At 54.0% G+C, this 22,588-nt stretch carries 25 protein-coding genes, 1 tRNA gene and 1 pseudogene; 13 read left to right on the top strand and 14 right to left on the bottom strand.

What is annotated here, in order from left to right:
- Positions 1-2: 2 nt before the first annotated feature.
- The 4 genes from PGR10_RS11900 to hxlB are packed head-to-tail and all read left to right on the top strand — an operon-like array spanning position 3 to position 2,722.
- Positions 3-1,373: a PTS galactitol transporter subunit IIC gene (locus tag PGR10_RS11900; RefSeq protein WP_289642465.1), complete on the top strand. Its 1,371-nt coding sequence runs from the start codon at positions 3-5 to the stop codon at positions 1,371-1,373.
- Between the two features lie 21 nt (positions 1,374-1,394).
- Positions 1,395-1,679: a PTS sugar transporter subunit IIB gene (locus PGR10_RS11895; protein WP_000723161.1), complete on the top strand. Its 285-nt coding sequence runs from the start codon at positions 1,395-1,397 to the stop codon at positions 1,677-1,679.
- Between the two features lie 7 nt (positions 1,680-1,686).
- Positions 1,687-2,145, top strand: coding sequence for a PTS sugar transporter subunit IIA (locus tag PGR10_RS11890; protein WP_025106014.1), 459 nt, complete (start codon positions 1,687-1,689; stop codon positions 2,143-2,145).
- 55 nt (positions 2,146-2,200) lie between these two features.
- Positions 2,201-2,722 (top strand): 6-phospho-3-hexuloisomerase, encoded by a 522-nt coding sequence (gene hxlB / locus PGR10_RS11885; protein WP_430923511.1) that lies wholly within the window; start codon positions 2,201-2,203, stop codon positions 2,720-2,722.
- Positions 2,723-2,752: 30 nt separating this feature from the next.
- On the opposite strand, the gene PGR10_RS11880 is transcribed toward hxlB, so the two are convergent.
- The 5 genes and pseudogenes from PGR10_RS11880 to PGR10_RS11860 form a co-directional block, all read right to left on the bottom strand.
- Positions 2,753-3,718 carry a sugar-binding transcriptional regulator gene (locus PGR10_RS11880; RefSeq protein ID WP_430923510.1) on the bottom strand — a complete coding sequence of 322 codons (966 nt, stop codon included), beginning with the start codon at positions 3,716-3,718 and terminating at the stop codon, positions 2,753-2,755.
- Positions 3,719-3,972: 254 nt separating this feature from the next.
- A pseudogene (locus PGR10_RS11875) lies at positions 3,973-4,093 on the bottom strand (Arm DNA-binding domain-containing protein); the annotation flags it as partial.
- A 164-nt stretch (positions 4,094-4,257) separates the two neighbouring features.
- Positions 4,258-4,331 (bottom strand) — tRNA-Gly (locus PGR10_RS11870).
- A gap of 80 nt (positions 4,332-4,411) precedes the next feature.
- Positions 4,412-5,131 carry an amidase activator ActS gene (gene actS, locus PGR10_RS11865; protein WP_047065369.1) on the bottom strand — a complete coding sequence of 240 codons (720 nt, stop codon included), beginning with the start codon at positions 5,129-5,131 and terminating at the stop codon, positions 4,412-4,414.
- A gap of 87 nt (positions 5,132-5,218) precedes the next feature.
- Positions 5,219-6,133 carry a LysR family transcriptional regulator gene (locus tag PGR10_RS11860; RefSeq protein ID WP_430923509.1) on the bottom strand — a complete coding sequence of 305 codons (915 nt, stop codon included), beginning with the start codon at positions 6,131-6,133 and terminating at the stop codon, positions 5,219-5,221.
- 211 nt (positions 6,134-6,344) lie between these two features.
- On the opposite strand from PGR10_RS11860, the gene PGR10_RS11855 reads away from it, so the two are divergent.
- Genes PGR10_RS11855 through idi form a run of 4 tightly spaced genes read left to right on the top strand, consistent with a single transcriptional unit; the run spans position 6,345 to position 9,765 of the window.
- Positions 6,345-7,838: a UbiD family decarboxylase gene (locus PGR10_RS11855; protein WP_015369801.1), complete on the top strand. Its 1,494-nt coding sequence runs from the start codon at positions 6,345-6,347 to the stop codon at positions 7,836-7,838.
- Positions 7,839-7,849: 11 nt separating this feature from the next.
- Positions 7,850-8,428, top strand: coding sequence for a UbiX family flavin prenyltransferase (locus tag PGR10_RS11850; protein ID WP_430923508.1), 579 nt, complete (start codon positions 7,850-7,852; stop codon positions 8,426-8,428).
- A 12-nt stretch (positions 8,429-8,440) separates the two neighbouring features.
- Positions 8,441-9,157, top strand: coding sequence for a DUF554 domain-containing protein (locus PGR10_RS11845; RefSeq protein WP_004144724.1), 717 nt, complete (start codon positions 8,441-8,443; stop codon positions 9,155-9,157).
- A 53-nt stretch (positions 9,158-9,210) separates the two neighbouring features.
- Entirely contained in the window at positions 9,211-9,765 is a 555-nt protein-coding gene (gene idi, locus PGR10_RS11840) for an isopentenyl-diphosphate Delta-isomerase (protein WP_087859747.1), read from the top strand.
- Positions 9,766-9,871: 106 nt separating this feature from the next.
- Here idi and lysS read toward each other — a convergent pair whose 3' ends face one another.
- The 5 genes from lysS to xerD all read right to left on the bottom strand — a co-directional run bounded on the left by lysS (position 9,872) and on the right by xerD (position 15,954).
- Positions 9,872-11,389, bottom strand: a complete 1,518-nt coding sequence (gene lysS / locus PGR10_RS11835; protein WP_430923507.1) for a lysine--tRNA ligase — start codon at positions 11,387-11,389, stop codon at positions 9,872-9,874.
- A 9-nt stretch (positions 11,390-11,398) separates the two neighbouring features.
- Positions 11,399-12,497 (bottom strand): peptide chain release factor 2 gene (gene prfB / locus PGR10_RS11830; protein ID WP_096335406.1). Its coding sequence is split into 2 segments (ribosomal slippage): positions 11,399-12,421 and positions 12,423-12,497, totalling 1,098 coding nucleotides; the frame shifts between segments, so codons are not numbered across the junction.
- Positions 12,498-12,582: 85 nt separating this feature from the next.
- A complete protein-coding gene (recJ, locus tag PGR10_RS11825) occupies positions 12,583-14,316 on the bottom strand; it encodes a single-stranded-DNA-specific exonuclease RecJ (protein ID WP_430923505.1) in 1,734 nt (577 codons plus the stop codon).
- Positions 14,317-14,321: 5 nt separating this feature from the next.
- On the bottom strand, positions 14,322-15,035 hold the full coding sequence (dsbC, locus tag PGR10_RS11820) for a bifunctional protein-disulfide isomerase/oxidoreductase DsbC (protein ID WP_087859749.1): 714 nt from the start codon (positions 15,033-15,035) through the stop codon (positions 14,322-14,324).
- Positions 15,036-15,057: 22 nt separating this feature from the next.
- Positions 15,058-15,954 carry a site-specific tyrosine recombinase XerD gene (xerD, locus tag PGR10_RS11815; RefSeq protein WP_103825677.1) on the bottom strand — a complete coding sequence of 299 codons (897 nt, stop codon included), beginning with the start codon at positions 15,952-15,954 and terminating at the stop codon, positions 15,058-15,060.
- Between the two features lie 100 nt (positions 15,955-16,054).
- On the opposite strand from xerD, the gene fldB reads away from it, so the two are divergent.
- Positions 16,055-16,576, top strand: coding sequence for a flavodoxin FldB (fldB, locus tag PGR10_RS11810; RefSeq protein ID WP_015369793.1), 522 nt, complete (start codon positions 16,055-16,057; stop codon positions 16,574-16,576).
- 7 nt (positions 16,577-16,583) lie between these two features.
- Here fldB and PGR10_RS11805 read toward each other — a convergent pair whose 3' ends face one another.
- Both PGR10_RS11805 and sdhE read right to left on the bottom strand, forming a co-directional pair.
- Complete coding sequence (locus tag PGR10_RS11805; protein WP_015369792.1) at positions 16,584-16,994, bottom strand: protein YgfX; 411 nt, start codon at positions 16,992-16,994, stop codon at positions 16,584-16,586.
- Positions 16,975-17,241: an FAD assembly factor SdhE gene (sdhE, locus tag PGR10_RS11800; protein ID WP_015369791.1), complete on the bottom strand. Its 267-nt coding sequence runs from the start codon at positions 17,239-17,241 to the stop codon at positions 16,975-16,977. Before sdhE ends, PGR10_RS11805 begins: the two co-directional genes overlap by 20 nt.
- Positions 17,242-17,464: 223 nt before the next feature.
- Here sdhE and ygfZ point away from each other — a divergent pair, with 223 nt between their 5' ends.
- Positions 17,465-18,448: a tRNA-modifying protein YgfZ gene (gene ygfZ, locus PGR10_RS11795; RefSeq protein WP_087859750.1), complete on the top strand. Its 984-nt coding sequence runs from the start codon at positions 17,465-17,467 to the stop codon at positions 18,446-18,448.
- Positions 18,449-18,598: 150 nt separating this feature from the next.
- Here ygfZ and trhA read toward each other — a convergent pair whose 3' ends face one another.
- Both trhA and yqfB read right to left on the bottom strand, forming a co-directional pair.
- Positions 18,599-19,258 (bottom strand): PAQR family membrane homeostasis protein TrhA, encoded by a 660-nt coding sequence (gene trhA, locus PGR10_RS11790; protein ID WP_008806429.1) that lies wholly within the window; start codon positions 19,256-19,258, stop codon positions 18,599-18,601.
- 164 nt (positions 19,259-19,422) lie between these two features.
- A complete protein-coding gene (yqfB, locus tag PGR10_RS11785) occupies positions 19,423-19,734 on the bottom strand; it encodes a N(4)-acetylcytidine aminohydrolase (RefSeq protein ID WP_015369789.1) in 312 nt (103 codons plus the stop codon).
- A gap of 50 nt (positions 19,735-19,784) precedes the next feature.
- On the opposite strand from yqfB, the gene PGR10_RS11780 reads away from it, so the two are divergent.
- The 3 genes from PGR10_RS11780 (at position 19,785) to PGR10_RS11770 (ending at position 22,550) form a co-directional block, all read left to right on the top strand.
- Entirely contained in the window at positions 19,785-20,513 is a 729-nt protein-coding gene (locus PGR10_RS11780; protein ID WP_087859751.1) for a MurR/RpiR family transcriptional regulator, read from the top strand.
- Positions 20,514-20,632: 119 nt separating this feature from the next.
- Entirely contained in the window at positions 20,633-22,066 is a 1,434-nt protein-coding gene (gene bglA / locus PGR10_RS11775; protein ID WP_087859752.1) for a 6-phospho-beta-glucosidase BglA, read from the top strand.
- 124 nt (positions 22,067-22,190) lie between these two features.
- A complete protein-coding gene (locus PGR10_RS11770) occupies positions 22,191-22,550 on the top strand; it encodes a copper resistance protein (RefSeq protein ID WP_015369786.1) in 360 nt (119 codons plus the stop codon).
- Positions 22,551-22,588: the final 38 nt, after the last annotated feature.

Here is a 22,588-nt window from a genome sequence, read left to right as displayed (position 1 = left end):
AAATGGAACTGATCACACAGTTTATCAATGACCTGGGTAACTTTATTTTTATACCGGTCATTTTCCTTGTGCTGATGAAACTTCTGGGGCGTCCGCTGTCGGAGTGTATTTCATCAGCCATTAAAGTCGGCATCGGTTTTATTGCATTAACCATGACCATCAAGCTGATGCTTGAAAAAATGCAGCCAGCGGTGACGGGGCTTGCTGAAGCCACCGGCTCCTCACTGAGCGCCATTGATGTTGGCGGCGCAGCCACCGCCGTAATGGGTTTTGGCTCAAGCATGGGGGCGATAATTATTCCTCTGTGCGTTGCGGTGAATATTGCCATGCTGGTGGCCCGTCTGACAGACTGCGTAAACGTTGACGTATTTAACCTTCACCAGAATGCCTCAATGGGGGCAATTGTTGGCGCTTACTCTGGCAGCTTCCTTTACGGTGTTCTTACGGCTGCATTGTTCCATGTCTGGGCGCTTATTGCGGCTGACCTGGGTGCTAAAAACAACGAAAAATTCTTCAACCTGCCCAAAGGTGTTGCCATCTCCCACCCGGTTGCAAACACCTATTTGCTGTTCGCTTATCCGTTTAACTGGATATACGATCGCATCCCTGGATTCCGTAATCTGAACGTTACGGCGGAAAGCATTCAGAAACGCTTTGGGATCCTTGGCGATCCGACCATGGTTGGTTTCATTATTGGTATTCTTCTTGGCTTCTGTGGTTATGGTTGGGAATCTCCATATCACACCATTATCGCCAGCCTGCAGTTGGGTATGTACCTTGCCGCTGTGATGCTCCTGCTGCCACGCATGACCTCAATCATGATGGAAGGTCTGGTTCCGCTCTCCAACGTGGCACGTAAGAAACTGGTTAAACGTTTCCCGGATCGTGAGATCACTGTCGGGATGGATACCGCACTGATAGTTGGTCATCCTTCAGTTATCGCGCCTGCACTGCTGCTGATCCCGGTCATTGTTATCCTCGCCGTTGTCCTTCCCGGCAACCGAGTGATGCCGCTGGGGGATCTCTCACAGTTCGTATTCTTTATTGCGTGCATGGTACCGGTTTTTAATGGCAACATTATTCGTACCTGGGTGACTTCCATCATCCTGTTTGGCGGCGGCTTATACATCGCATCCTGGATGGCTCCAGCAACAAATGAAGTGTTTCAGAAATTCGGCACTAATCCTGATGCCAGCGTGATGTACTCATCGCTTAACCCTTCAGCTAACCCGTTCACCGGTCTCTTTGCTGGACTCAGCCATATTGGCATCGCAGGTTATGCTCTCGCCGCTGTGTTGCTGTTGTCCGTAGGCTATTTACTCAAACAGAAAGCACGCCGTCAGTTGAAAACTGAGGCAGAAAAAACGGCTTAAAACTTCATAAGGTGATTGAAAATGAAAAAGATTTTAGTTGTATGCGGAAACGGCATAGCCTCCTCTTCCATCATGGTTTCTGTCCTGCAGGACTACCTGAAAGAACAGAATATCGAAGCGCAGGTAGATAAATCCTCATTGATGGCTTGCACCACGGACACATTTAACAGCTATGACCTGATTGTTTCTTCAACCAAGCTGGATAACCCAGGCATCACTACTCGTGTGATTGTCGGAGCGGGCCTGTTAACGGGATTGGGCGAAGATGAGATTTTTGATGCTGTTAAAGAAGAAATGCTTAAGTAGGTGAATGATGAAGCTTGAGATTCTGGTAAATGACGTTGAGGGTACGATCGCTGACTGGCATGCAGCAATTGAGTTTGCCGGCCAGAAGCTTTTGGAGAAAGGCTATATCACTCCCGAGTATATTCAGGCCTGCCTGGAGCGTGAGAAGACTTATCCAACTGGTTTATTGATGGCGAACGGTCAGGGCATTGCCATCCCGCATGCAGACTATACGCTGGTAAAAACCAACAGCATAAGCATTGTGCGTTTTGATAAAGGAGTCGTGTTTGGTCAGATGGAAGATGCTGACCTAACAGTTGAATGCAGCATTATGTTTAATCTCGCATTCGCCACCAGCGATCAGCATATGTCTGTGCTGCGTCGCCTCTTTACGCTCTTCCAGGATATTTCGTTCATCGAGTCGTGCCGTAATCTCAAAACGCACGAAGTCGGGAAATATGTCGAAGAGATGCTTGTAGCATCCTGATAAACAAAAGGCAGATATCCCCTATCTGCCTTTTTTCAATAAAAGAATGACCATCATGAAAAAGTACTCCCTCGTTTTGCACGAGTTATCCTCACTTGTCGATAAAATAGATGAGAAAGAATTTAACTCACTCGTTGATTCTATTATCACAGCCGGTCATGTATTCCTTGCCGGTGCTGGACGCTCAGGACAAATGATAAATGCTTTTGCCAACCGGCTGATGCACCTTGGCCTGTCCGTCAGCGTGGTAGGCGAAATTAGCTCTCCACATTCTCGCAAAAACGACCTGATGATCGTTGGTTCAGGTTCCGGAGAGACTCAACGCCTGATTAACCAGGTGAAAATAGCAAAGAACAATGGCGTGTATATCGCACTCATCACTACCGCACCAGATTCCACCCTGGCGGCCCTGGCGGATCACGTACTCACCATCCCGGCAGGTCACAGTGCCCAACCAATGGGCTCTCTTTTTGAACAGGCTTCTCTGCTGACCTATGACAGTATTGTGCTGTCATTAATGGCCAATCTTAATGAAACCAGTCAGACGATGAAGGAACGCCACGCCGATATTGAATAATACTGCCGAGGCGCAAAGCGCTAGCGGCTATTAATCCAGAAGTTTAATAGCCGTATCAAAATCAGTAATCAGTACATTCAGAAGACCTGATTTGAGAGAGGCAACTATACCTTCATATTTTTCGTCCCCTCCAGCCACACCAATCAGTTTCTTTGTGGCACGCAATTGATCTGTCGTAATGCCGAAACCCAGGCGGTTCAGCGGACTATCCAGAATTTCCCCTTTGCTATTTACCAGTGTTACGCATACATCAGCAGTAATGTCCTGGCTTATTAAAGACTCACGCCACGCTTCAGGGAATATATCGCATAGACTGGAAGAGCCCGTTTTCCAGGCCCCAATGCCCGTAATAACGACATCCATATTCGAGTAAAATTTTTGCGTATCCTGAACAGCCTGATCGTCAGCGAGTTTCTGGGCTAAACTTTCGTCATCCACCCACATGGGTACATACATCGGGTGCGCTCTTCCGTGGGAAATTGCGGCAACTTTGTGGATTAGATCAATCGGTCCCTGGCTAAATTCAATGCCAGGATGAACGCCAGAAAGCTGAACCACATCCAGAACAGGTAATGTCGTCAGTTGACTCACCGTACTTGAAAGAACCCGCCCCCAGGCCAGACCAAACTTCATACCCTCTTTGAGAATCTCACTCAAGTAGGTCGCCGTTATCCCTCCCAGCTTGACGTTCAATTGTTCCTGAGAAGACCAGGATTCAGAAACAGAGAGCACAACGGCATCCTGCAATCCGTATTTCTTACAGAGATTTTGCGCTATTTCCTCGTCCAGAGCCTGCTGTTTAGGGAAAGTAAATTTTACATACTCTTGCGCAATGGCTTCATCAATCAGGCGTGCAACTTTGAAGCGAGACAGACCGAGCTCCTCTGCAATTTCTACCTTCGTCTTCATCTCAGAGAAGTAACGCTTAACTACAAGAGAGTAGATAAAACGAGGATCGTAGTTGCGCAGCTTCGGATTTTTGTTCTCTTTTGGCATAGCGGTTATCCATACGTAACAGGAGGCATCATAAATTTGTTGAGCTATCCGCTCAGATGTAACACTCAAAAGAGTACACTTTTAATTGCTCATCAGATACTTATACTGGAGGGAATTTTGTATTTTGTGATGTAACACGCCCCCGTCTATGTACGGATAGCATCACGGAAAAGATTCAGCGCAAACAATGTAACACGGCTGCCGAAAGCGTTTTTATTGCAAGTTATTAGAAAGATCGTTGCCAGCCGCTAATTGAGACGCCAGTATCTTTTACCGTTGGGATTAACCAGCAGGTAAAGACCACCAACATCAGCGATGTTTGTAGGGCTTATCTTTAGGTTTTGCAGTTTCAACCTGACGAGCTGTCAGCTTCATTGGGGGTACCTCTCAACAGGGGGGACAATTACCCCCCCATCCATACCCCCACATTGAGCTTGCCCTTAGGGGAGTACAATTGAGTTCAATAGACTACCAGAATGCTATAACTGCTTATTTATAAAGGTAAAATTAAGTTTGGCAGACTTCAGGAGACTTGAGTTTGGAGCGGGCGAAGGGAATCGAACCCTCGTATAGAGCTTGGGAAGCTCTCGTTCTACCATTGAACTACGCCCGCGAAGAGGTGCGAAAAGCATTATAGACCTTACGCACCCTGTGGCAAGCCCGAATTGGGCTAACTGCTGATAAAATAACCTTTTAGCACTTAGGCTTACTGCCTTGCGGCGGCAGATAACGCAGCGGGTCGATGGCCGTGGCGCGATAGCGAATCTGGAAATGCAGCCGTACGGAATCGGCGTCCGTACTACCCATGGTCGCAATCTGCTGGCCAATCTTCACGCTCTGGCCGTTGTTAACCATCATCTTATCGTTATGCGCATACGCGGTGATGTAATCCTCGTTATGCTTAATCATAATCAGATTACCGTAGCCGCGCAGCTGGTTGCCGACGTAGACCACCTTACCGGCGCCGGCGGCGTAAACCGGCTGGCCGCGGGTACCAGCGATATCGATACCTTTATTGCCGCCATCGCGGGTGGAGTACGGCATCACCACTTTACCGCTGGTCGGCCAGCGCCAACAGCGCTGCCCCACCGGCGGCCATGAGGACTGCGGCACCGCCGATGATGGCGTTACGGAGGCTGTGCGGGTGCTGGAGGATTTTTTCCCGGCGGTACTGCTTTTTGCTTTCGAACCGCCGTTAAGTTTCAGCTTCTGTCCGACTTCAATAGTGTATGGCGGAGAGATGTTATTCAGGCGCGCCAGATCGCGTACGCTGGTGCCAGTGCTACGGGAGATCGCATACAGCGTATCGCCGCGCTTCACGGTATAGGTGGAACCAGAATCGGATGTACTGGAACAGCCGGCTAATACCAAGCTACCAAGCAGCATCATCGCGATATAAAAGCGTGTTTTCATCAGGCGTCCTGCACTCAACGGTTTCTCATCTCGGCATCATGGGCGAATATCATACCAGCCCGATGGACGATCCCCAATGTTCTACGCTTATTCTACGACCTCTACTCCCTTCGGCGCGCTAAATGGATAGCCTCCGGCGATAATATCCATCAACGCGGGGAGATACGACATCGACGGTAATTTCACTAGCGCCGGATAAAATATCTGTGGCGAGGGGAAGACATCAACCACATAGCAATGAGGCAGTTTTTCAGCATTCACTTCCGAGGATGGCAACAACGTCGCCGCTTCCAGTCCGCCCTCCAGCCAGTCGAGAATTACTCCTGGTTGGGTAATATGCATAATCACTTTCGCACTGACGCCGGATTTACGAAACAGATCCATCAGCATCTCATAGGTGCCGGAATCTTTCGCCCGGTGAAGCAGCACCAACGGCATCTTCGCCAGCGCGTTATAATCGAAGGGATTAGACGGCGGCTGCGGCAGACATTTTTTATTAATGACGGCTACCAATTTTATCGGGTCGAAGGAGACATAATCGAAACCCTCACTACGGTAGGGCCGCTGTATTAAGGCCAGGTCGATAGCGCCTTCATTTAATAACGTTTCCAGATGACTTGAATCGGTCACCGAGATATTTATTGCCGTTTCTGGATTTCGCCGATAGAGCTCCATTAATAAAGGCTGAAAATAGTTTTGATAAAGATGAGTTAAGCCAACGCGCACTTCCGCACGGGTCTTTTGCGCAATATCGGCCGTTTCCCTGGCGGTATCTTCCACCTGGCGTAATATTTCACAACCCTTACGATAAAGAAAATAGCCTGCTTCCGTTGGTTCAATACGGTTGCCGCGGCGTTCAAAAAGCGACACCTGCAGCTCTTCTTCCAGCTCCTGTATCCGCTTACTGAGCGGCGGCTGCGCCATGTTGAGCGATTTCGCCGCCTGGCTAACCGAGCCATGTTCGACCACCCGGCAAAAATAGCGTAAGCGTTTCAGATCCATTATCTAACCCCTCTTTATCTGCAGGTCAGTATTGCACTAATGGAATCAAATAAAAAGCCGCGGCAATCCCTCCATTTTAATTAATCATTTTTTAACAGCTTTTTAAATTAAACCTTTTTGATCTACTGACCATCCGGTAAACGGTATTTGTTTAATTAATCGAACAAAAATATTGTGCGGTTAGCGAAATTGCTTTCCCAAAGGAACACTCATGGCACACTCAGATAAAAAAGCGCCGTCGTCGGTGCATGATTTACGCTCTGCCCTGGCGCTATTAAAAACGCTACCTGGCGAATATGTTGAAACCGATACCGAAGTCGATCCCCACGCCGAGCTCTCCGGCGTTTATCGCTACGTGGGCGCCGGCGGTACCTGCCAGCGTCCGACGCGTAAGAACGGCCCGGTGATGGTATTCAACAACATTAAGGGCTTCAACGACATCAGCGTAGCCATCGGTCTGAACGGTTCACGCCAGCGCGTCAGCCAGTTCCTGCAGTGTGAACCGGCGAAACTGGGCCACCTGTTGAAGGACTCCGTTGAAAATGCCATTGCCCCGACCATGGTGCAGGGCGCGGCGGTATGCCAGGAAGTGGTGCACCTCGCAAGCGATGATGATTTCGATCTGCGCAAGCTGCTGCCTGCCCCAACCAACACCGAAGAAGACGCTGGCCCGTATATCACCATGGGCCTGTGCTATGCCTCCGATCCGCAAACCGGTGAATCCGATATCACCATTCATCGTCTGTGCGTACAGAGCCGTGATGAGCTCTCAATGTGGCTGACGCCGGGCCGCCATATCGATGCCTTCCGCATGAAGGCGGAAGCGGCGGGACAGCCGCTGCCGATCTCGATTAGTATCGGCGTGGACCCGGCTATCGAAATCGCCGCCTGCTTTGAACCACCGACCACCCCGCTGGGCTTTGATGAGCTAAGTATCGCCGGCGCGCTGCGCGGCCATCCGGTGGAGATGGTGCAGTGTAAAACCATTAATGAAAAAGCCATCGCCCACGCCGAAATCGTTATCGAAGGCGAACTGTTGCCGAACGTACGCGTGCGTGAAGATCAAAACACCAATACCGGCCGCGCCATGCCGGAGTTCCCTGGCTATACCGGCGAAGCCAAAGAGGCGATTCCGGTCATTAAAGTTAAAGCGGTTACCCATCGTATCAACCCCATCTGGCGCACCACCGTCGGGCCAGGCGAAGAACATGTCAACATGGCCGGGATCCCGACCGAAGCCAGTATTCTCGATATGGTAGAACGCGCCATGCCGGGCAAATTGCTCAACGTCTTCGCCCACTCGGCGGGCGGCGGCAAGCTGCTCGCGGTGCTGCAATTCAAAAAGTCGTCTCCAGCCGATGAAGGCCGCCAGCGCCAGGCTGCGCTACTGGCGTTCTCCGCCTTCCCGGAACTCAAACACGTTATTCTGGTAGATGAAGATGTTGATATTTTCGATAGCGACGACGTGCTATGGGCGATGCAAACCCGTTACCAGGGCGATGTCGATACCGTGGTGATCCCTGGCGTACGCTGCCATCCGCTCGACCCGTCGCAGGTGCCGGAATACAGCCCCAGCATTCTGCAGCAGGGAATGTCGTGTAAAACCATTTTCGACTGCACCGTACCGTTCCATCTGAAGCACAACTTTGAGCGCTCTAAGTTCAAAGCGGTTGATGTAAAACGTTTCCTGCCGGATTTCGAATAAGGGCAAATACCATGACACCACGCATCATCATTGGCATTAGCGGCGCTTCCGGATTCCAGTACGGCGTCAAAGCGCTGGAGCTTCTGCGGCCGCAGGCGGTAGAAGTGCACCTTATGGTCTCCAAAGGCGCGGAAAAGACCTGCGAGCTGGAAACGGACTACCGCTTAGACGAAGTGATGGCGCTGGCTGACGTGGTACACCCTATCAACCATCTGGGCGCATCTATCTCCAGCGGATCGTTTAAAACGCTGGGGATGTTAGTCGCCCCCTGCTCAATGCGGTCATTGGGCGCTATCGCCCACTGTCTCACCGATAATCTGCTCACCCGCGCGGCGGACGTGGTGCTGAAGGAACGCCGTCGGCTGGTGTTGTTAGCGCGCGAGACCCCGCTCAACCTCGGCCATATACGCAATATGGCGGCGGTTACCGAGATGGGCGGCATCATCTTTCCACCGGTTCCGGCGCTCTATCAACGCCCGCAAAGCGCAGATGACATTATTACCCATAGCGTGAACCGCGCGCTCGACCTCTTTGACCTTGAGGTCAATAACATCCCGCGCTGGGGTGAAGGCGCGCTGCATTACGCGTAACAGGAACTCGCAATGTTAATTGGTCCATATGTAAATGGTTCCGCCGTGATTATCGGCGGATTGATCGGCGCAATGGCCGGAGGCAAACTTCCGGAACGCGTCAAAACCGCGCTACCGATGACCTTTGGTCTCTGTTCGGTTGGCCTGGGCATCACCCTGGTGCTGAAGGTGAAATATATGCCGGCGGTAGTGCTGGCAATGGTACTCGGCGCTTTCCTCGGCGAACTGCTGCATCTGGAAAAACGCATCGGCAGCGCGGCGGGTTCAACACGTGGCTTGATTAATAAAGTTTTGCCGCCCGTTCAGGGGTTAGGTCATGAAGAATTCACCGAAAAATTCGTCGCTATCCTGGTGCTGTTTTGCGCCAGCGGTACCGGTATTTTCGGCGCCATGACCGAAGGTATGAGCGGCGATCCGTCAATCCTGTACATTAAAACGATCCTCGATCTGTTCACCGCCGGGATATTCGCAACCCTGCTGGGCTACGCGGTGATGACCATCGCTATCCCGCAGATCGTTATTCAGGTGGCGCTGGCGATGCTGGCGGTGTTTATTCTGCCGATGATCACCCCGTCAATGATGGCGGATTTCTCCTGCGCCGGTGGATTGCTGATGGTAGCGACCGGGTTGCGCATCTGTAACATCAAGCTTTTCCCTGTCGCCAACATGCTACCAGGGCTTGTTTTGGTAATGCCTTTCTCCCATTTATGGGCTACCCTAGTGGCCTGAGTACATGACCCGGCGGGTTTGTGCCGGGTCATTTATTTTTTTCAGGAGTCGTCATGGCCGGGGAACACGTCATTTTGCTGGATGAGCAAGATAAACCCACAGGTATGCTGGAGAAGTATGCCGCCCACACGCTCGATACCCCTTTGCATCTCGCATTTTCCTGCTGGTTGTTCAATGAGCAAGGCCAGTTCCTGGTCACGCGCCGTTCGCTTAGCAAAAAAGCCTGGCCCGGCGTGTGGACTAACTCGGTGTGCGGACATCCGCAACAGGGCGAGACCTTCGAACAGGCCGTCACCCGGCGCTGCCGCTTCGAACTGGGCGTCGAGATCGCTGATATTGCCCCCGTCCATCCGGCCTTCCGCTACCGCGCCGTCGCACCGAATGGCATCGTCGAAAACGAAGTGTGCCCGGTTTTTGCCGCACGCGTGGTCAGCGAGCTGCAACCGAATGATGATGAAGTAATGGGTTATCAGTGGGTTGAGCTGACGGAAATGTTAAGCGCGCTGGCCGCTACCCCGTGGGCCTTTAGCCCGTGGATGGTACTGGAAGCCCAAAACAAAAACGCGCGTCAGGCGTTAATAGACTTTGTCGCGCGTTTACGTGCGTAACCGCGAGTGACGAGCATTAAAGACCCAGGCTACGCCAGCGACGAACCTTGACATCAGACATAAAAAAACCCGGCAAGCCGGGTTTTTTGCTTTTCGCGAAGAGCGATTATTTCTGCGGACGCATCGCCGGGAACAGAATAACGTCGCGGATGGTGTGGCTGTTAGTGAACAGCATCACCATACGGTCGATACCGATGCCCAGACCGGCGGTCGGCGGCAGGCCGTGTTCCAGCGCGGTGACATAGTCTTCGTCGTAGAACATCGCTTCGTCGTCACCGGCGGCTTTCGCATCAACCTGATCCTGGAAGCGCTGCGCCTGATCTTCGGCGTCGTTCAGCTCGCTAAAGCCGTTACCGATTTCGCGGCCGCCGATGAAGAATTCAAAGCGGTCGGTGATTTCCGGGTTCACGTCGTTACGACGGGCCAGCGGAGAAACTTCTGCCGGGTATTCGGTGATGAAGGTCGGCTGGATCAGATGCGCTTCCGCCACTTCTTCGAAGATCTCGGTCACGATACGGCCCAGACCCCAGCTCTTCTCAACTTTGATGCCGATAGACTCAGCGATCGTTTTCGCGGAATCGAAGTTATCCAGATCCGCCATCTCGGTTTCTGGACGGTATTTCTTGATGGCTTCACGCATGGTCAGTTTTTCGAACGGCTTGCCGAAATCGAAAGTCTGATCGCCGTAAGGCACGGCAGTATTACCGAGGATGTCCTGCGCCAGAGTACGGAACAGGGATTCGGTCAGCTCAATCAGATCTTTATAATCCGCATACGCCATATAGAGTTCCATCATGGTGAACTCTGGGTTGTGGCGAACGGAGATCCCTTCGTTACGGAAGTTACGGTTGATTTCGAAAACGCGTTCGAAGCCGCCAACCACCAGACGCTTGAGGTACAGTTCCGGCGCGATACGCAGGTACATGTCCAGATCCAGCGCGTTATGATGGGTGATGAACGGACGCGCGGAAGCGCCGCCTGGGATCACCTGCATCATCGGGGTTTCCACTTCCATAAAGCCGCGGCCAACCATGAACTGACGGATGCCAGCCAGGATCTGCGAACGTACTTTGAAAGTGTTACGGGATTCGTCGTTGGAGATCAGATCGAGGTAACGCTGACGGTAGCGCGCTTCCTGATCCTGCAGGCCGTGGAATTTGTCCGGCAGCGGGCGCAGGGCTTTGGTCAGCAGACGCAGCTCGGTGCAGTGGATGGACAGCTCGCCGGTTTTGGTTTTGAACAGCTTACCGCGGGCGGCGATGATGTCGCCGAGATCCCATTTTTTGAACTGATCGTTGTAGACGCCTTCCGCCAGGTCATCGCGGGCGACGTACAGCTGAATGCGGCCGCCGACATCCTGCAGGGTAACGAAAGACGCTTTACCCATGATACGACGGGTCATCATGCGGCCAGCAACGGCCACTTCGACATTCAGCGCTTCCAGCTCTTCGTTTTCTTTGGCATCGAAGTCAGCGTGCAGTTGGTCAGAGGTATGGTCACGACGGAAATCGTTCGGGAATGCGACGCCCTGCTCACGCAGCGCAGCCAGCTTCTCACGACGGGTTTTCAGTTCATTATTAAGGTCAATTGCCGCGTCAGCGCCCTGTGCTTGTTGTTCAGACATGTTGGTTCCTCATAACCCTGCTTTCAAACTTGCTTCGATAAATTGGTCCAGGCTGCCATCGAGCACCGCCTGAGTGTTGCGGGTTTCCACCCCGGTGCGCAGATCTTTAATACGCGAGTCGTCCAGCACGTAAGAGCGGATCTGGCTGCCCCAGCCGATGTCGGATTTGTTATCTTCCATCACCTGCTTCTCGGCATTTTTCTTCTGCATTTCCAACTCATAAAGCTTCGCTTTCATCTGCTTCATGGCCTGGTCTTTGTTCTTGTGCTGCGAACGGTCGTTCTGACACTGCGTCACCAACCCGGTCGGGATGTGAGTAATACGCACCGCGGATTCCGTACGGTTAACGTGCTGACCACCGGCGCCGGAGGCGCGGTATACGTCGATACGCAGGTCGGCCGGGTTAATTTCGATATCGATATCGTCATCAACTTCCGGATAAACGAACGCCGAGCTAAAGGAGGTATGACGGCGGCCGCCGGAATCGAACGGACTCTTACGCACCAGGCGGTGAACGCCGGTTTCAGTACGCAGCCAGCCGTAGGCGTAATCGCCAATGATTTTGATGGTCACGGATTTAATGCCCGCGACTTCACCTTCGGATTCTTCGATGATTTCGGTCTTAAAGCCGCGCGCTTCCGCCCAACGCAGGTACATGCGCATCAGCATGCTGGCCCAGTCCTGGGCTTCGGTGCCGCCGGAACCGGCCTGAATATCAAGATAGCAGTCGGCGCTGTCATATTCGCCGGAGAACATGCGGCGGAACTCAAGCTGCGCCAGCTTCTCTTCCAGCCCGTCCAGCTCGGCAACCGCTTCGTTGAAGGTCTCTTCGTCTTCGGCTTCTACCGCCAGCTCCAGCAGTCCGGCGACATCTTCCAGACCCTGGGTCATCTGATCCAGCGTTTCGACGATAGCTTCCAGGGAAGAACGTTCTTTACCCAGCGCCTGTGCGCGCTCAGGTTCGTTCCAGACGTCCGGCTGTTCCAGCTCGGCGTTTACTTCTTCGAGACGCTCTTTCTTCGCATCGTAGTCAAAGATACCCCCTAAGAACGTCGGAGCGCTCCGTGAGGTCCTGAATGCGGTTTTTTACCGGATTTATTTCAAACATGGTCGGTTTCTTTTAATGGATTTGTCAAAATGCGGTGATAAGAGCGGAATTCTACCGGATTCGCGCCCTTATTAATACACTGTTGTCAATTTGGCCAGAGGTGATCGATGATCAGCTGCAGGCTACGGTTGCCGCGGAACTCGTTGATGTCGAGCTTGTAGGCTAACTGTACTTCACGCACGCCGTTATCCGGCCAAATGGAAGTATCGATGTTGAAGGCAATACCGTCCAGCAGCGGCCCGCCGTCAACCGGCTCGACCATCACTTTCAGGTGACGCTCGCCCACCAGCCGCTGCTGCAGCAGGCGGAAACGGCCATCAAACAGCGGTTCCGGGAACATCTGCCCCCATGGCCCGGCATCGCGCAGCATCTGCGCCACCTCCATGCTCATCTCCGCGGCCGCCAGCGGGCCATCGGAAACCACCTCGCCCTGCAATAATGCGGGATCCAGCCACTCGGTCACCAGCTCGCCGAAGCGCTGTTGAAACTCCTCAAAACGCGCCTCTTCCAGCGATAAGCCCGCCGCCATCGCGTGGCCGCCAAACTTCAGGATTAACCCAGGATAAAGCGTATCAAGGCGCTCCAGCGCATCGCGCATGTGCAGCCCCTGAATAGAGCGGCCAGAACCTTTGAGCGTGCCGTCGCCGGTAGGCGCAAAAGCGATAACCGGGCGATGGAAGCGCTCTTTAATCCGTGATGCCAGGATGCCGACCACCCCCTGATGCCATTGCGGATGGTACATCGCCAGCCCGCCGGGCAGGGTCTCGCTACTACGTTCCAGTTTCTGACACAGGGTCAGCGCTTCGGCCTGCATCCCCTGCTCAATCTCTTTACGCGTTTGATTGAGCGCATCGAGCTCGTTGGCCAGCACCCGCGCTTCGCCGATGTTATCGCACAGCAGCAGTGCAACGCCGACGGACATATCATCCAGCCGCCCCGCAGCATTCAGGCGCGGCCCGAGGGCGAAACCGAGATCGCTGGCGGCAAGCTTTTGCGGATCGCGGTTGGAAATTTCCAGCAGCGCTTTAATCCCTGGCCGACATTTTCCGGCGCGAATGCGGCTTAACCCCTGCCAGGTCAGGATGCGGTTGTTGGCATCTAACGGCACCACGTCCGCAACGGTGCCCAGCGCCACTAAATCCAGCAGCTCGGCAAGGTTTGGCGCGGCGATACCGCGGGCCTCGAACCAGCCGTTATCGCGCAGGAAGGTGCGCAGCGCCAGCATCAGATAAAACGCCACCCCGACCCCGGCCAGTGATTTTGACGGGAAGTCGCAATCGCGCAGGTTAGGGTTAACGATAGCTTCCGCCGCCGGCAGCGTATCGCCCGGTAGATGGTGATCGGTCACCAGCACCGGGATGCCGAGCGCATGGGCATGATCGACGCCGCTATGCGATGAAATACCGTTATCGACGGTCATGATCATCTGCGCGCCGCGCGCGTGCGCCTGATCGACCACTTCCGGGCTTAAGCCATAGCCGTCTTCAAAACGGTTCGGCACCAGATAGGAGACGTTGCCATAGCCCAGCGCGCGTAGCGCCAGCACGCTAAGGGCGGTACTGGTGGCGCCATCGGCGTCAAAATCGCCGACCACCACAATATGTAGCCCTTTCTGGAAAGCGTCATGCAGCATCTCAACGGCCTTTTCAACGCCGGTAAGCTGCGTCCATGGCAACATGCCTTTGACGCCGCGTTCCAGCTCCTGCGCGCTGCGCACGCCGCGGCTGGCATACAGCCGCTGCAGCAGCGGCGGCAGGTCGGCGGGAAGGTCGACGCCGTCAACCGCCTCGCGGCGGCGTAGTTGTATCTGTTGTTTCACGCGAATCAGTTACCGCTTGTCTGTTTTTGATGCTCGTCGAGGAAAGCTTTAAGCTCTTTCGGCCCCTGATAACCTGGTAGCACCATACCATTGCTGAGGACCATCGCCGGGGTACCGTTGACGCCCATCTGTACGCCAAGCGTGTAGTGTTTAGCGATATCCACATTGCAGCTCGCCGGCTGTACGCCCTTACCGTTCATGGCGTCATCCAGCGCTTTATTGCGATCTTTCGCACACCAGATCGCTTTCATGTCCTGCTCGGCCTGGCTTTGCAGCCCCTGGCGCGGGAAGGCCAGATAGCGCACGGTGATCCCCAGCGCGTTATAGTCGCTCATCTGCTCGTGCAGTTTATGGCAGTAGCCGCAGGTGATGTCGGTAAAGACGGTAATGACATGCTGCTCCTTCGGCGCTTTATAGACAATCATCTCTTTGGCTAAGGCGTTCAGCTTACCGACCAGCAACTGGTTGGTGACGTTAACCGGCTGCGCGCCGCTGACGTCGTACATCGGTCCCTGAATAATGTGTTTACCATCGTCAGTGACGTACAGCACGCCGCTGTCGGTAAGCACCGTGCTCATCCCGGAAACCGGCGACGGTTGAATATCGGTGCTCTGCACACCCAGTTTCGCCAGCGACTGTTTGATCGCCGCGCTATCGGCATGCGCCGCGCCGGAGAGTGAAGCCGCCAGCAGGGTGAACATCAATAAACCTTTTTTCATACTCAGTCCTTTTATTCAGCGCTCACGCCCGCGGGTGATGCTGTTGATGAAGTTGTCGTAAACGTTCGGTCGCCACGTGGGTGTAGATCTGCGTGGTGGAGAGATCGCTGTGTCCTAACAGCATCTGCACCACGCGTAAATCGGCGCCGTGATTGAGCAAATGCGTGGCGAACGCATGACGCAAGACGTGCGGGGAGAGCTTCGCGCTATCGATCCCCGCCAGTACGGCATAGTGTTTAATGCGGTGCCAAAAGGTCTGTCGCGTCATCTGCTGCGCGCGCTGGCTGGGGAAAAGCACGTCCGAAGCCACGCCGTTCAGCAGCCACGGGCGGCCGTATTCAAGGTAATTTTCTACCCATGACACCGCCTCTTCGCCCAGCGGTACCAGCCGCTCTTTGTTGCCTTTACCAATGACCCGCAGTACGCCCTGTCGCAGGCTGATATCGCTCATCGTCAGGCCAACCAGTTCAGAGACGCGCAGACCGGTGGCATACAGCACTTCCAGCATCGCCTTATCGCGCAACTCCAGCGGCTGCTCCACCAGCGGCGCCTGCAACAAACGCTCAACCTGCGCCTCGCTGAGATCTTTCGGCAGCCGCTGGGGCAGCTTCGGTGAAGCCAGCAGCGCGCTGGGATCGTCCGGGCGGATTTTCTCCCGGTACAGATGCTGGAAGAACCGGCGCACGGCGCTAAGCAGCCGTGCGGTACTGGTCGCTTTGTAGCCGCCGGTTTGCCGCTCGGCCAGCAGCGCCTGCAGATCGTCGCTGCCGACGCTCGCCAGAGTCAGCCCGCGATGATGCAGCCACTCCACGAGCATCGTCAAATCGCGACGATAGGCGCTGAGCGTGTTCTCCGCCAGATTACGCTCCAGCCAAAGGGCATCGAGAAACTGTTCAATTTGTGCCAGATCCTGTTTCACATCGGCCTCTTTGTTCGTTATACACCCTCATTATGCCTTAAGAGGCCGCCTTTCTGGTACACTGGGCGCAATTCACGGCAAGAATTGAGACGTTTACGCGATGAATATAGGTCTTTTTTACGGCTCCAGTACCTGCTACACCGAAATGGCCGCGGAAAAAATCCGCGATATCATCGGCCCCGAGCTGGTGACGCTGCATAATCTGAAAGATGACTCCCCCGCGCTGATGAGCCAGTACGATGTGCTGATCCTCGGCATCCCGACCTGGGATTTCGGCGAAATTCAGGAAGACTGGGAAGCGGTCTGGGAACAGCTCGACGCCTTAGATCTGAATGGCAAAATCGTCGCGCTGTACGGCATGGGCGATCAGCTTGGTTACGGCGAATGGTTCCTTGACGCACTGGGGATGCTGCACGATAAGCTGGCGACCAAAGGCGTGAAGTTTGTCGGCTACTGGCCAACCGAGGGCTATGAGTTCACCAGCCCGAAACCGGTTATCGCCGATGGCCAATTGTTCGTCGGCCTGGCGCTGGATGAAACCAATCAATACGACCTGAGCGATGAGCGCATCCAGAACTGGTGCGAGCAGATCCTCGGCGAAATGGCGGAGCACTTCGCCTGATCCTGAGTTAGTCGTGCGCCGGTTTTTGCAGCACCAGCCGGCGCAAATCCCGCCATTCCCCCGCATCCATGCTATCCGCCGCCACCCACAAATGCTGGCTACGACCGGTTTCCGCATGCTTCAGGCGCAGCAGCATACCGCTGCTGATAACCCATGGCGTCCCGACGATATCCCATTCCGTTTTTTGCCAACGTAAACGGGAATCGATCAACAGCTTAATTTCTCCCTGACAAGCGTGGATCCGCCGCTGGCTGCGCACGCAGTCAAACACCACCAGCGATAGCAACAGGAGCCAAATCGGGGTGTAGCTTAACGGCCAAGGCATGAGCAGCACTATCGCTGCCACCACCCCGTGCAGCAGCAGCGAGAACCACTGCGAACGCCAGGAAATACGTAAATCAGATTGCCACAGGACCACGTTCCCGATTCCGAGTCTGGATTAAATTAATCATCCGTTGAAGTTGCGCATCTGCCGGCTTGCCGTGATTCATCAGCCAGTTAAACAGATCCGGATCATCGTTCTCCAGCAAACGGATGAACAGGCGCTTGTCGTCATCGCTGAGCGTGTCGTACTCATACTCGAAAAACGGCATGATGGAGATATCGAGTTCGCGCATACCGCGGCGGCATGCCCAGTGGATGCGAGCTTTGTTGTTAATGTCCATGTTGTCCTTCCAGCATCAAGATATAGCTTAGTTTAACCCTTTTTAGGCACTTACTTTACAGTAATATCGCCTTGTGCGAGCAGCATTCCATAAAAGCCCAACATCCGGTTGGCTATTCACCGCATCCGGAGGGCACAAATGGCTTGCCGAAAGCGCTTGCATTGCACCATAGCTCTTTTACCATTAGTCATTCACTCTGCGTTAAGCTATTCAGGATATGACTATGGCTTTTACACCTTTTCCTCCGCGTCAGCCCTCTTCTTCCGCTCGTCTGCCGTTAACGCTGATGACGCTGGATGATTGGGCGCTGGCGACGATTACCGGTCCGGATGGCGAGAAGTATCTGCAGGGGCAGATCACCGCCGATGTCAGCCATTTAACCGCCGATCGGCATCTGCTTGCCGCGCACTGTGATGCCAAAGGCAAAATGTGGAGCAACCTGCGCGTCTTCCACCGCGACGGCGGTTTCGCGTGGATTGAGCGCCGCAGCCTGCGCGAAGCGCAGCTGACCGAACTGAAAAAATATGCCGTCTTCTCCAAAGTCACCATCGCCGCAAACGACGATCTGGTCCTGCTGGGCGTTGCCGGTTTCCAGGCGCGCGCCGCGCTGGCGCCGCTGTTCGCCGCGCTGCCGGATGCCGGTAAACCGGTGGTCACCGAAGGCGTGACCAGCCTGCTGTGGTTTGAACACCCTGCCGAACGCTTCCTGCTGGTGACCGATGCCGACACCGCCAACCGGGTGACGGACGCGCTGCGCGGCGAAGCGCAACTTAACAACAGTCAGCAGTGGCTGGCGCTGAACATCGAGGCCGGTCTGCCGGTTATCGACAGCGTAAACAGCGCGCAGTTCATTCCGCAGGCGACCAACCTGCAGGCGTTGGGCGGTATCAGCTTCAAGAAAGGCTGCTACACCGGCCAGGAAATGGTCGCCCGGGCGAAATTCCGCGGCGCCAATAAACGCGCGCTGTGGACGCTGGCGGGTACCGCCAGCCGGGTGCCGGAAGCCGGGGAAGATCTGGAGCTGAAAATGGGCGACAACTGGCGCCGCACCGGTACGGTGCTGGCAGCCGTACAGTTGGATGACGGAAGCCTGATGGTCCAGGTGGTGATGAATAACGATATGGAACCGGACAGCGTGTTCCGCGTGCGTGACGATGCCGGCAGCCTGAGCATCAAGCCATTGCCGTATTCGCTGGAAGAAGATTAAGGAACAGTTCCCGGCTTACGGCGCTTGCGCCTCAGCCGGGCTACCAGGCCGCAGAATATTGTAGCCACGGTAAGCGCAGCGCCACCGTGGAATTTTCAGGCCGCAGAATATTGTAGCCACGGTAAGCGCAGCGCCACCGTGGAAGTTTGATCAGGACTGGCCGACGTAAAGATAAATCGCCAGGAAATGACACACGCTGCCGCCGAGCACGAAACCGTGCCAGATAGCGTGGTTATAAGGAATACGTTTACAGACGTAGAAGATGACCCCCAGCGAGTACACCACCCCGCCAACCGCCAGCAGCGTTACGCCGCCCACCGCCAGCTTCACCGCCAGTTGATAGACTACGATAAGCGACAGCCAGCCCATCGTCAGATAGGTCACCAGCGACAAAATTTTAAAGCGGTGCGCGATAGTCAGCTTAAACAGGATCCCCAGTAGCGCCAGGCTCCAGATGACAATCATCAACCCCTTTGCCAGCGGCGAATTCAATCCCACCAGCAAAAATGGCGTGTAGGTTCCGGCAATCAGCAAGTAGATGGCGCAGTGGTCGAATTTCTTCAGCCACTGTTTCGCCCGCTGATGCGGGATAGCGTGATAGAGCGTGGAAGCGAGGAACAGCATAATCATACTGCCGCCGTACAGGCTGTAGCTGGTGATCGCCGTCGCGCTGGCGTTCGTGTCTACCGCCTGCACCAGCAGCAACACAAGGCCGACAATACCGAACACCAGCCCGATCCCGTGACTGATGCTGTTGGCAACTTCCTCTGCCAGAGAATATCCCTGAGTGATTAATGGTTTGCGAACCATATTTTGACTCCGTGAAAACAAGAACGCTTTCATTGCCCACTTAGGTTAACTGAGAATGATTCCAGTGAACACCTGTTAGCTAAAATAAAACGATGTATATTTGTAAACACATTAAAATCATAGTGTTACAACAATATTTCAACTAACAGTTGTGCTGGTTTTATTTAAAGGCGTTTGAATTCAATAACATAAAACCGATCTTCCGCAGGATAGATTTCACTGATGACCTGCCGCAGTTGTTCGAGGGTCATATTCTCCTGTTGAGCATGCTGTTCAGTTAGCGTGTCGAGGGTCACCGTCGAGGTCGCGGTAACGGCGATAGTGCAGAAGTAGCCGTCATCTTCATAGCGTCCGACGCGCAGCACATCACCGGGCTTAAAGTGCGACTCCGCCGCATCGCGAATGGTGATCGTTTTGCGCCCGGCGAGGATGTCGTCCTGAAAACGCTGAAAAAAGGTAATGTCATTAGCCTGCATGATATAATTCCGTCTTGGTCTTTATGAATTGTGAGTTCGCCACTGTGAGTATGTTCTCCCACGCCGCTGTCGCTAGTCTCAATAATCTTGAGATGATGGTCTACCACTACGTCATTAAGAATCGTGACAAAGTGATGTACATGACTATTCGCGAACTGGCCGAGGCCGCCGGGGTCTCCACCACTACCGTGTTGCGCTTCTGCCGCAAACTGCAGTGCGAGGGCTACTCTGAATTTCGCGTACGTTTTAAATTATATCTTGAGCAGAATGAGCCTCAACAGGCAAATATCGGCGCCAGCGAAATAATGAGCTTTTTTAAAAGCGTCAATAATGACGAGTTCGATCAATTGCTCGAACAAGCCGTCGATATTATTCTGTCCTCCGAACGTATTATTTTCGTCGGCGCCGGCACCTCCGGCGCGCTGGCGAAATATGGCGCGCGCTTCTTTTCCAACGTCGGGAAATTCAGCAACCATATTGACGATCCTTATTTCCCGGTCACCAATGACATGGCCCGCAATGCGCTGGCGATTGTGCTTTCCGTCTCCGGCGAAACCGAAGAGATTCTTCGCTTTGCCAGCCAGTTCAGTCTGCATCACTGCAAGGTGATGTCGATTACCAGCCATGAGCATTCGCGGCTGGCAAAACTGGCTGATTTCAATCTCTCCTGGCACGTGCCGCAAACGCGCATCGGCGGCGTTTACGATATTACAACGCAGATCCCGGTGATATATATTCTCGAAACCCTGGGGCGTAAATTAGCGCGCAAAATCGGCTAAAAATAACAGCCTGTTTTTCCGATGTAACATATTACCTTTAGCGGAATTTGTTATATCGTGACATTCAATTTCGCTTTGCTAGACTCAATCGCAATAGTTATTCATAGAGATTAGCAAAGATGAAAAAATTGACTCTTCCAAAAGACTTTTTGTGGGGCGGCGCGGTCGCCGCGCATCAGGTTGAAGGCGGCTGGAATAAAGGCGGCAAAGGCCCCAGCATCTGCGACGTTTTAACCGGCGGGGCGCACGGCGTGCCGCGCGAAATCACCCAACAGGTCGAGGCGGGTAAATATTACCCTAATCATGAAGCGGTTGATTTTTACGGCCACTACAAAGAAGACATCAAACTGTTCGCCGAGATGGGTTTCAAATGCTTCCGCACCTCTATTGCCTGGACCCGCATCTTCCCGCAGGGCGACGAAACTCAGCCGAATGAAGAAGGGTTGAAATTCTACGATGACATGTTTGATGAACTGCTGAAGTACAACATCGAGCCGGTGATCACCCTTTCCCACTTTGAAATGCCGCTGCATCTGGTCCAGCATTATGGCGGTTGGACCAACCGTAAAGTGGTCGATTTCTTTGTGCGCTTCGCCGAAGTCGTCTTTGAGCGCTATAAGCACAAAGTGAAATACTGGATGACCTTTAACGAGATCAATAACCAGCGTAACTGGCGCGCGCCGCTGTTCGGCTACTGCTGTTCCGGCGTGGTCTATACCGAGCATGAAAACCCGGAAGAGACCATGTACCAGGTGCTGCATCACCAGTTCGTCGCCAGCGCGCTGGCGGTGAAAGCGGCGCGGCGCATCAACCCGGAAATGCAGGTCGGCTGCATGCTGGCAATGGTCGCCCTCTACCCTTACTCCTGCAAACCGGAAGATGTCATGTTTGCCCAGGAGTCGATGCGCGAACGCTATGTCTTTACCGATGTCCAGCTGCGCGGTTACTACCCGAGCTATGTGTTGAATGAATGGGAACGCCGCGGCTTCAACATCAAGATGGAAGACGGCGACGCGCAGATCCTGCGTGAAGGCACCTGCGCCTATCTCGGCTTCAGCTACTACATGACCAACGCGGTGAAAGCCGAAGGCGGCACCGGCGATGCCATTTCCGGCTTCGAAGGTAGCGTGCCGAACCCGCACGTTAAAGCCTCCGACTGGGGCTGGCAGATTGACCCGGTTGGCCTGCGCTACGCCCTGTGCGAACTGTATGAGCGCTACCAGAAGCCGCTGTTTATCGTGGAAAACGGCTTTGGCGCCTACGACAAAGTAGAAGCCGACGGCAGCATCAACGATGACTACCGCATCGATTATCTGCGCGCCCACGTCGAAGAGATGATAAAAGCGGTGACTTATGATGGCGTTGATCTGATGGGTTATACCCCATGGGGCTGCATCGACTGCGTCTCCTTCACCACCGGCCAGTACAGCAAACGCTACGGCTTCATCTACGTCAATAAACACGACGACGGCACCGGCGACATGTCCCGCTCGCGCAAGAAGAGCTTTAACTGGTACAAAGAAGTCATCGCCAGCAACGGCGAGAATCTGTAATTAACCGCCCTCTCCCGGCCGGGAGGGGGCAAATCACTTATCCGCCAGACACTTCTTTACAGCTTTACCATTGCTAAAACGCGTTCGCCCGATAAGATAGGCCTCGTGAATATTTGAGGCGACCATGATTAAGCGACAACGCAAAGCCATTCTTCTTGTACTCCTTGCCTGCCTGGTGGTGCTGATCTGCACCGCCCAGAGAATGGCGGGGATGCATGCGTTGGTGATGAACGTCACGGCCGCCAGCCAATCCGCTCAACCTGGCCCAGATAATGCCGAGGCGCCGGTTTCCCCCTGCGAACTCAGCGCCAAGTCGCTGATGGCCGTTCCGCCGATGCTGTTTGAAGGGGCGCTATTAGCGATCGCTCTGCTGCTGGCGGTGCTGGCGGCCATCCCGCCGCGCATCGAGCGAATCTGGCCTCCCCGCGTCATTTCACCTCCCCGATTGCGGGTGCATCTACGATTATGCGTCTTCCGTGAGTGATTAATTCTCCTGACAGCTCAGGTTAATTTATTACTTAC

The sequence above is a fragment of the Klebsiella sp. 141198 genome (assembly GCF_050600785.1).
GTDB classification, from domain to species: domain Bacteria; phylum Pseudomonadota; class Gammaproteobacteria; order Enterobacterales; family Enterobacteriaceae; genus Klebsiella; species Klebsiella aerogenes.
This window is presented reverse-complemented; position numbering and strand designations above follow the sequence as displayed.

Bases quoted from the DNA above. Each gene is read 5' to 3' on its own strand.
- PGR10_RS11900 (WP_289642465.1), top strand. From the start codon at position 3: ATGGAACTGATCACACAGTTTATCAATGACCTGGGTAACTTTATTTTT.
- PGR10_RS11895 (WP_000723161.1), top strand. From the start codon at position 1,395: ATGAAAAAGATTTTAGTTGTATGCGGAAACGGCATAGCCTCCTCTTCC.
- PGR10_RS11890 (WP_025106014.1), top strand. From the start codon at position 1,687: ATGAAGCTTGAGATTCTGGTAAATGACGTTGAGGGTACGATCGCTGAC.
- hxlB (WP_430923511.1), top strand. From the start codon at position 2,201: ATGAAAAAGTACTCCCTCGTTTTGCACGAGTTATCCTCACTTGTCGAT.
- PGR10_RS11880 (WP_430923510.1), bottom strand. From the start codon at position 3,718: ATGCCAAAAGAGAACAAAAATCCGAAGCTGCGCAACTACGATCCTCGT.
- actS (WP_047065369.1), bottom strand. From the start codon at position 5,131: ATGAAAACACGCTTTTATATCGCGATGATGCTGCTTGGTAGCTTGGTA.
- PGR10_RS11860 (WP_430923509.1), bottom strand. From the start codon at position 6,133: ATGGATCTGAAACGCTTACGCTATTTTTGCCGGGTGGTCGAACATGGC.
- PGR10_RS11855 (WP_015369801.1), top strand. From the start codon at position 6,345: ATGGCACACTCAGATAAAAAAGCGCCGTCGTCGGTGCATGATTTACGC.
- PGR10_RS11850 (WP_430923508.1), top strand. From the start codon at position 7,850: ATGACACCACGCATCATCATTGGCATTAGCGGCGCTTCCGGATTCCAG.
- PGR10_RS11845 (WP_004144724.1), top strand. From the start codon at position 8,441: ATGTTAATTGGTCCATATGTAAATGGTTCCGCCGTGATTATCGGCGGA.
- idi (WP_087859747.1), top strand. From the start codon at position 9,211: ATGGCCGGGGAACACGTCATTTTGCTGGATGAGCAAGATAAACCCACA.
- lysS (WP_430923507.1), bottom strand. From the start codon at position 11,389: ATGTCTGAACAACAAGCACAGGGCGCTGACGCGGCAATTGACCTTAAT.
- dsbC (WP_087859749.1), bottom strand. From the start codon at position 15,035: ATGAAAAAAGGTTTATTGATGTTCACCCTGCTGGCGGCTTCACTCTCC.
- fldB (WP_015369793.1), top strand. From the start codon at position 16,055: ATGAATATAGGTCTTTTTTACGGCTCCAGTACCTGCTACACCGAAATG.
- sdhE (WP_015369791.1), bottom strand. From the start codon at position 17,241: ATGGACATTAACAACAAAGCTCGCATCCACTGGGCATGCCGCCGCGGT.
- ygfZ (WP_087859750.1), top strand. From the start codon at position 17,465: ATGGCTTTTACACCTTTTCCTCCGCGTCAGCCCTCTTCTTCCGCTCGT.
- trhA (WP_008806429.1), bottom strand. From the start codon at position 19,258: ATGGTTCGCAAACCATTAATCACTCAGGGATATTCTCTGGCAGAGGAA.
- yqfB (WP_015369789.1), bottom strand. From the start codon at position 19,734: ATGCAGGCTAATGACATTACCTTTTTTCAGCGTTTTCAGGACGACATC.
- PGR10_RS11780 (WP_087859751.1), top strand. From the start codon at position 19,785: ATGTTCTCCCACGCCGCTGTCGCTAGTCTCAATAATCTTGAGATGATG.
- bglA (WP_087859752.1), top strand. From the start codon at position 20,633: ATGAAAAAATTGACTCTTCCAAAAGACTTTTTGTGGGGCGGCGCGGTC.
- PGR10_RS11770 (WP_015369786.1), top strand. From the start codon at position 22,191: ATGATTAAGCGACAACGCAAAGCCATTCTTCTTGTACTCCTTGCCTGC.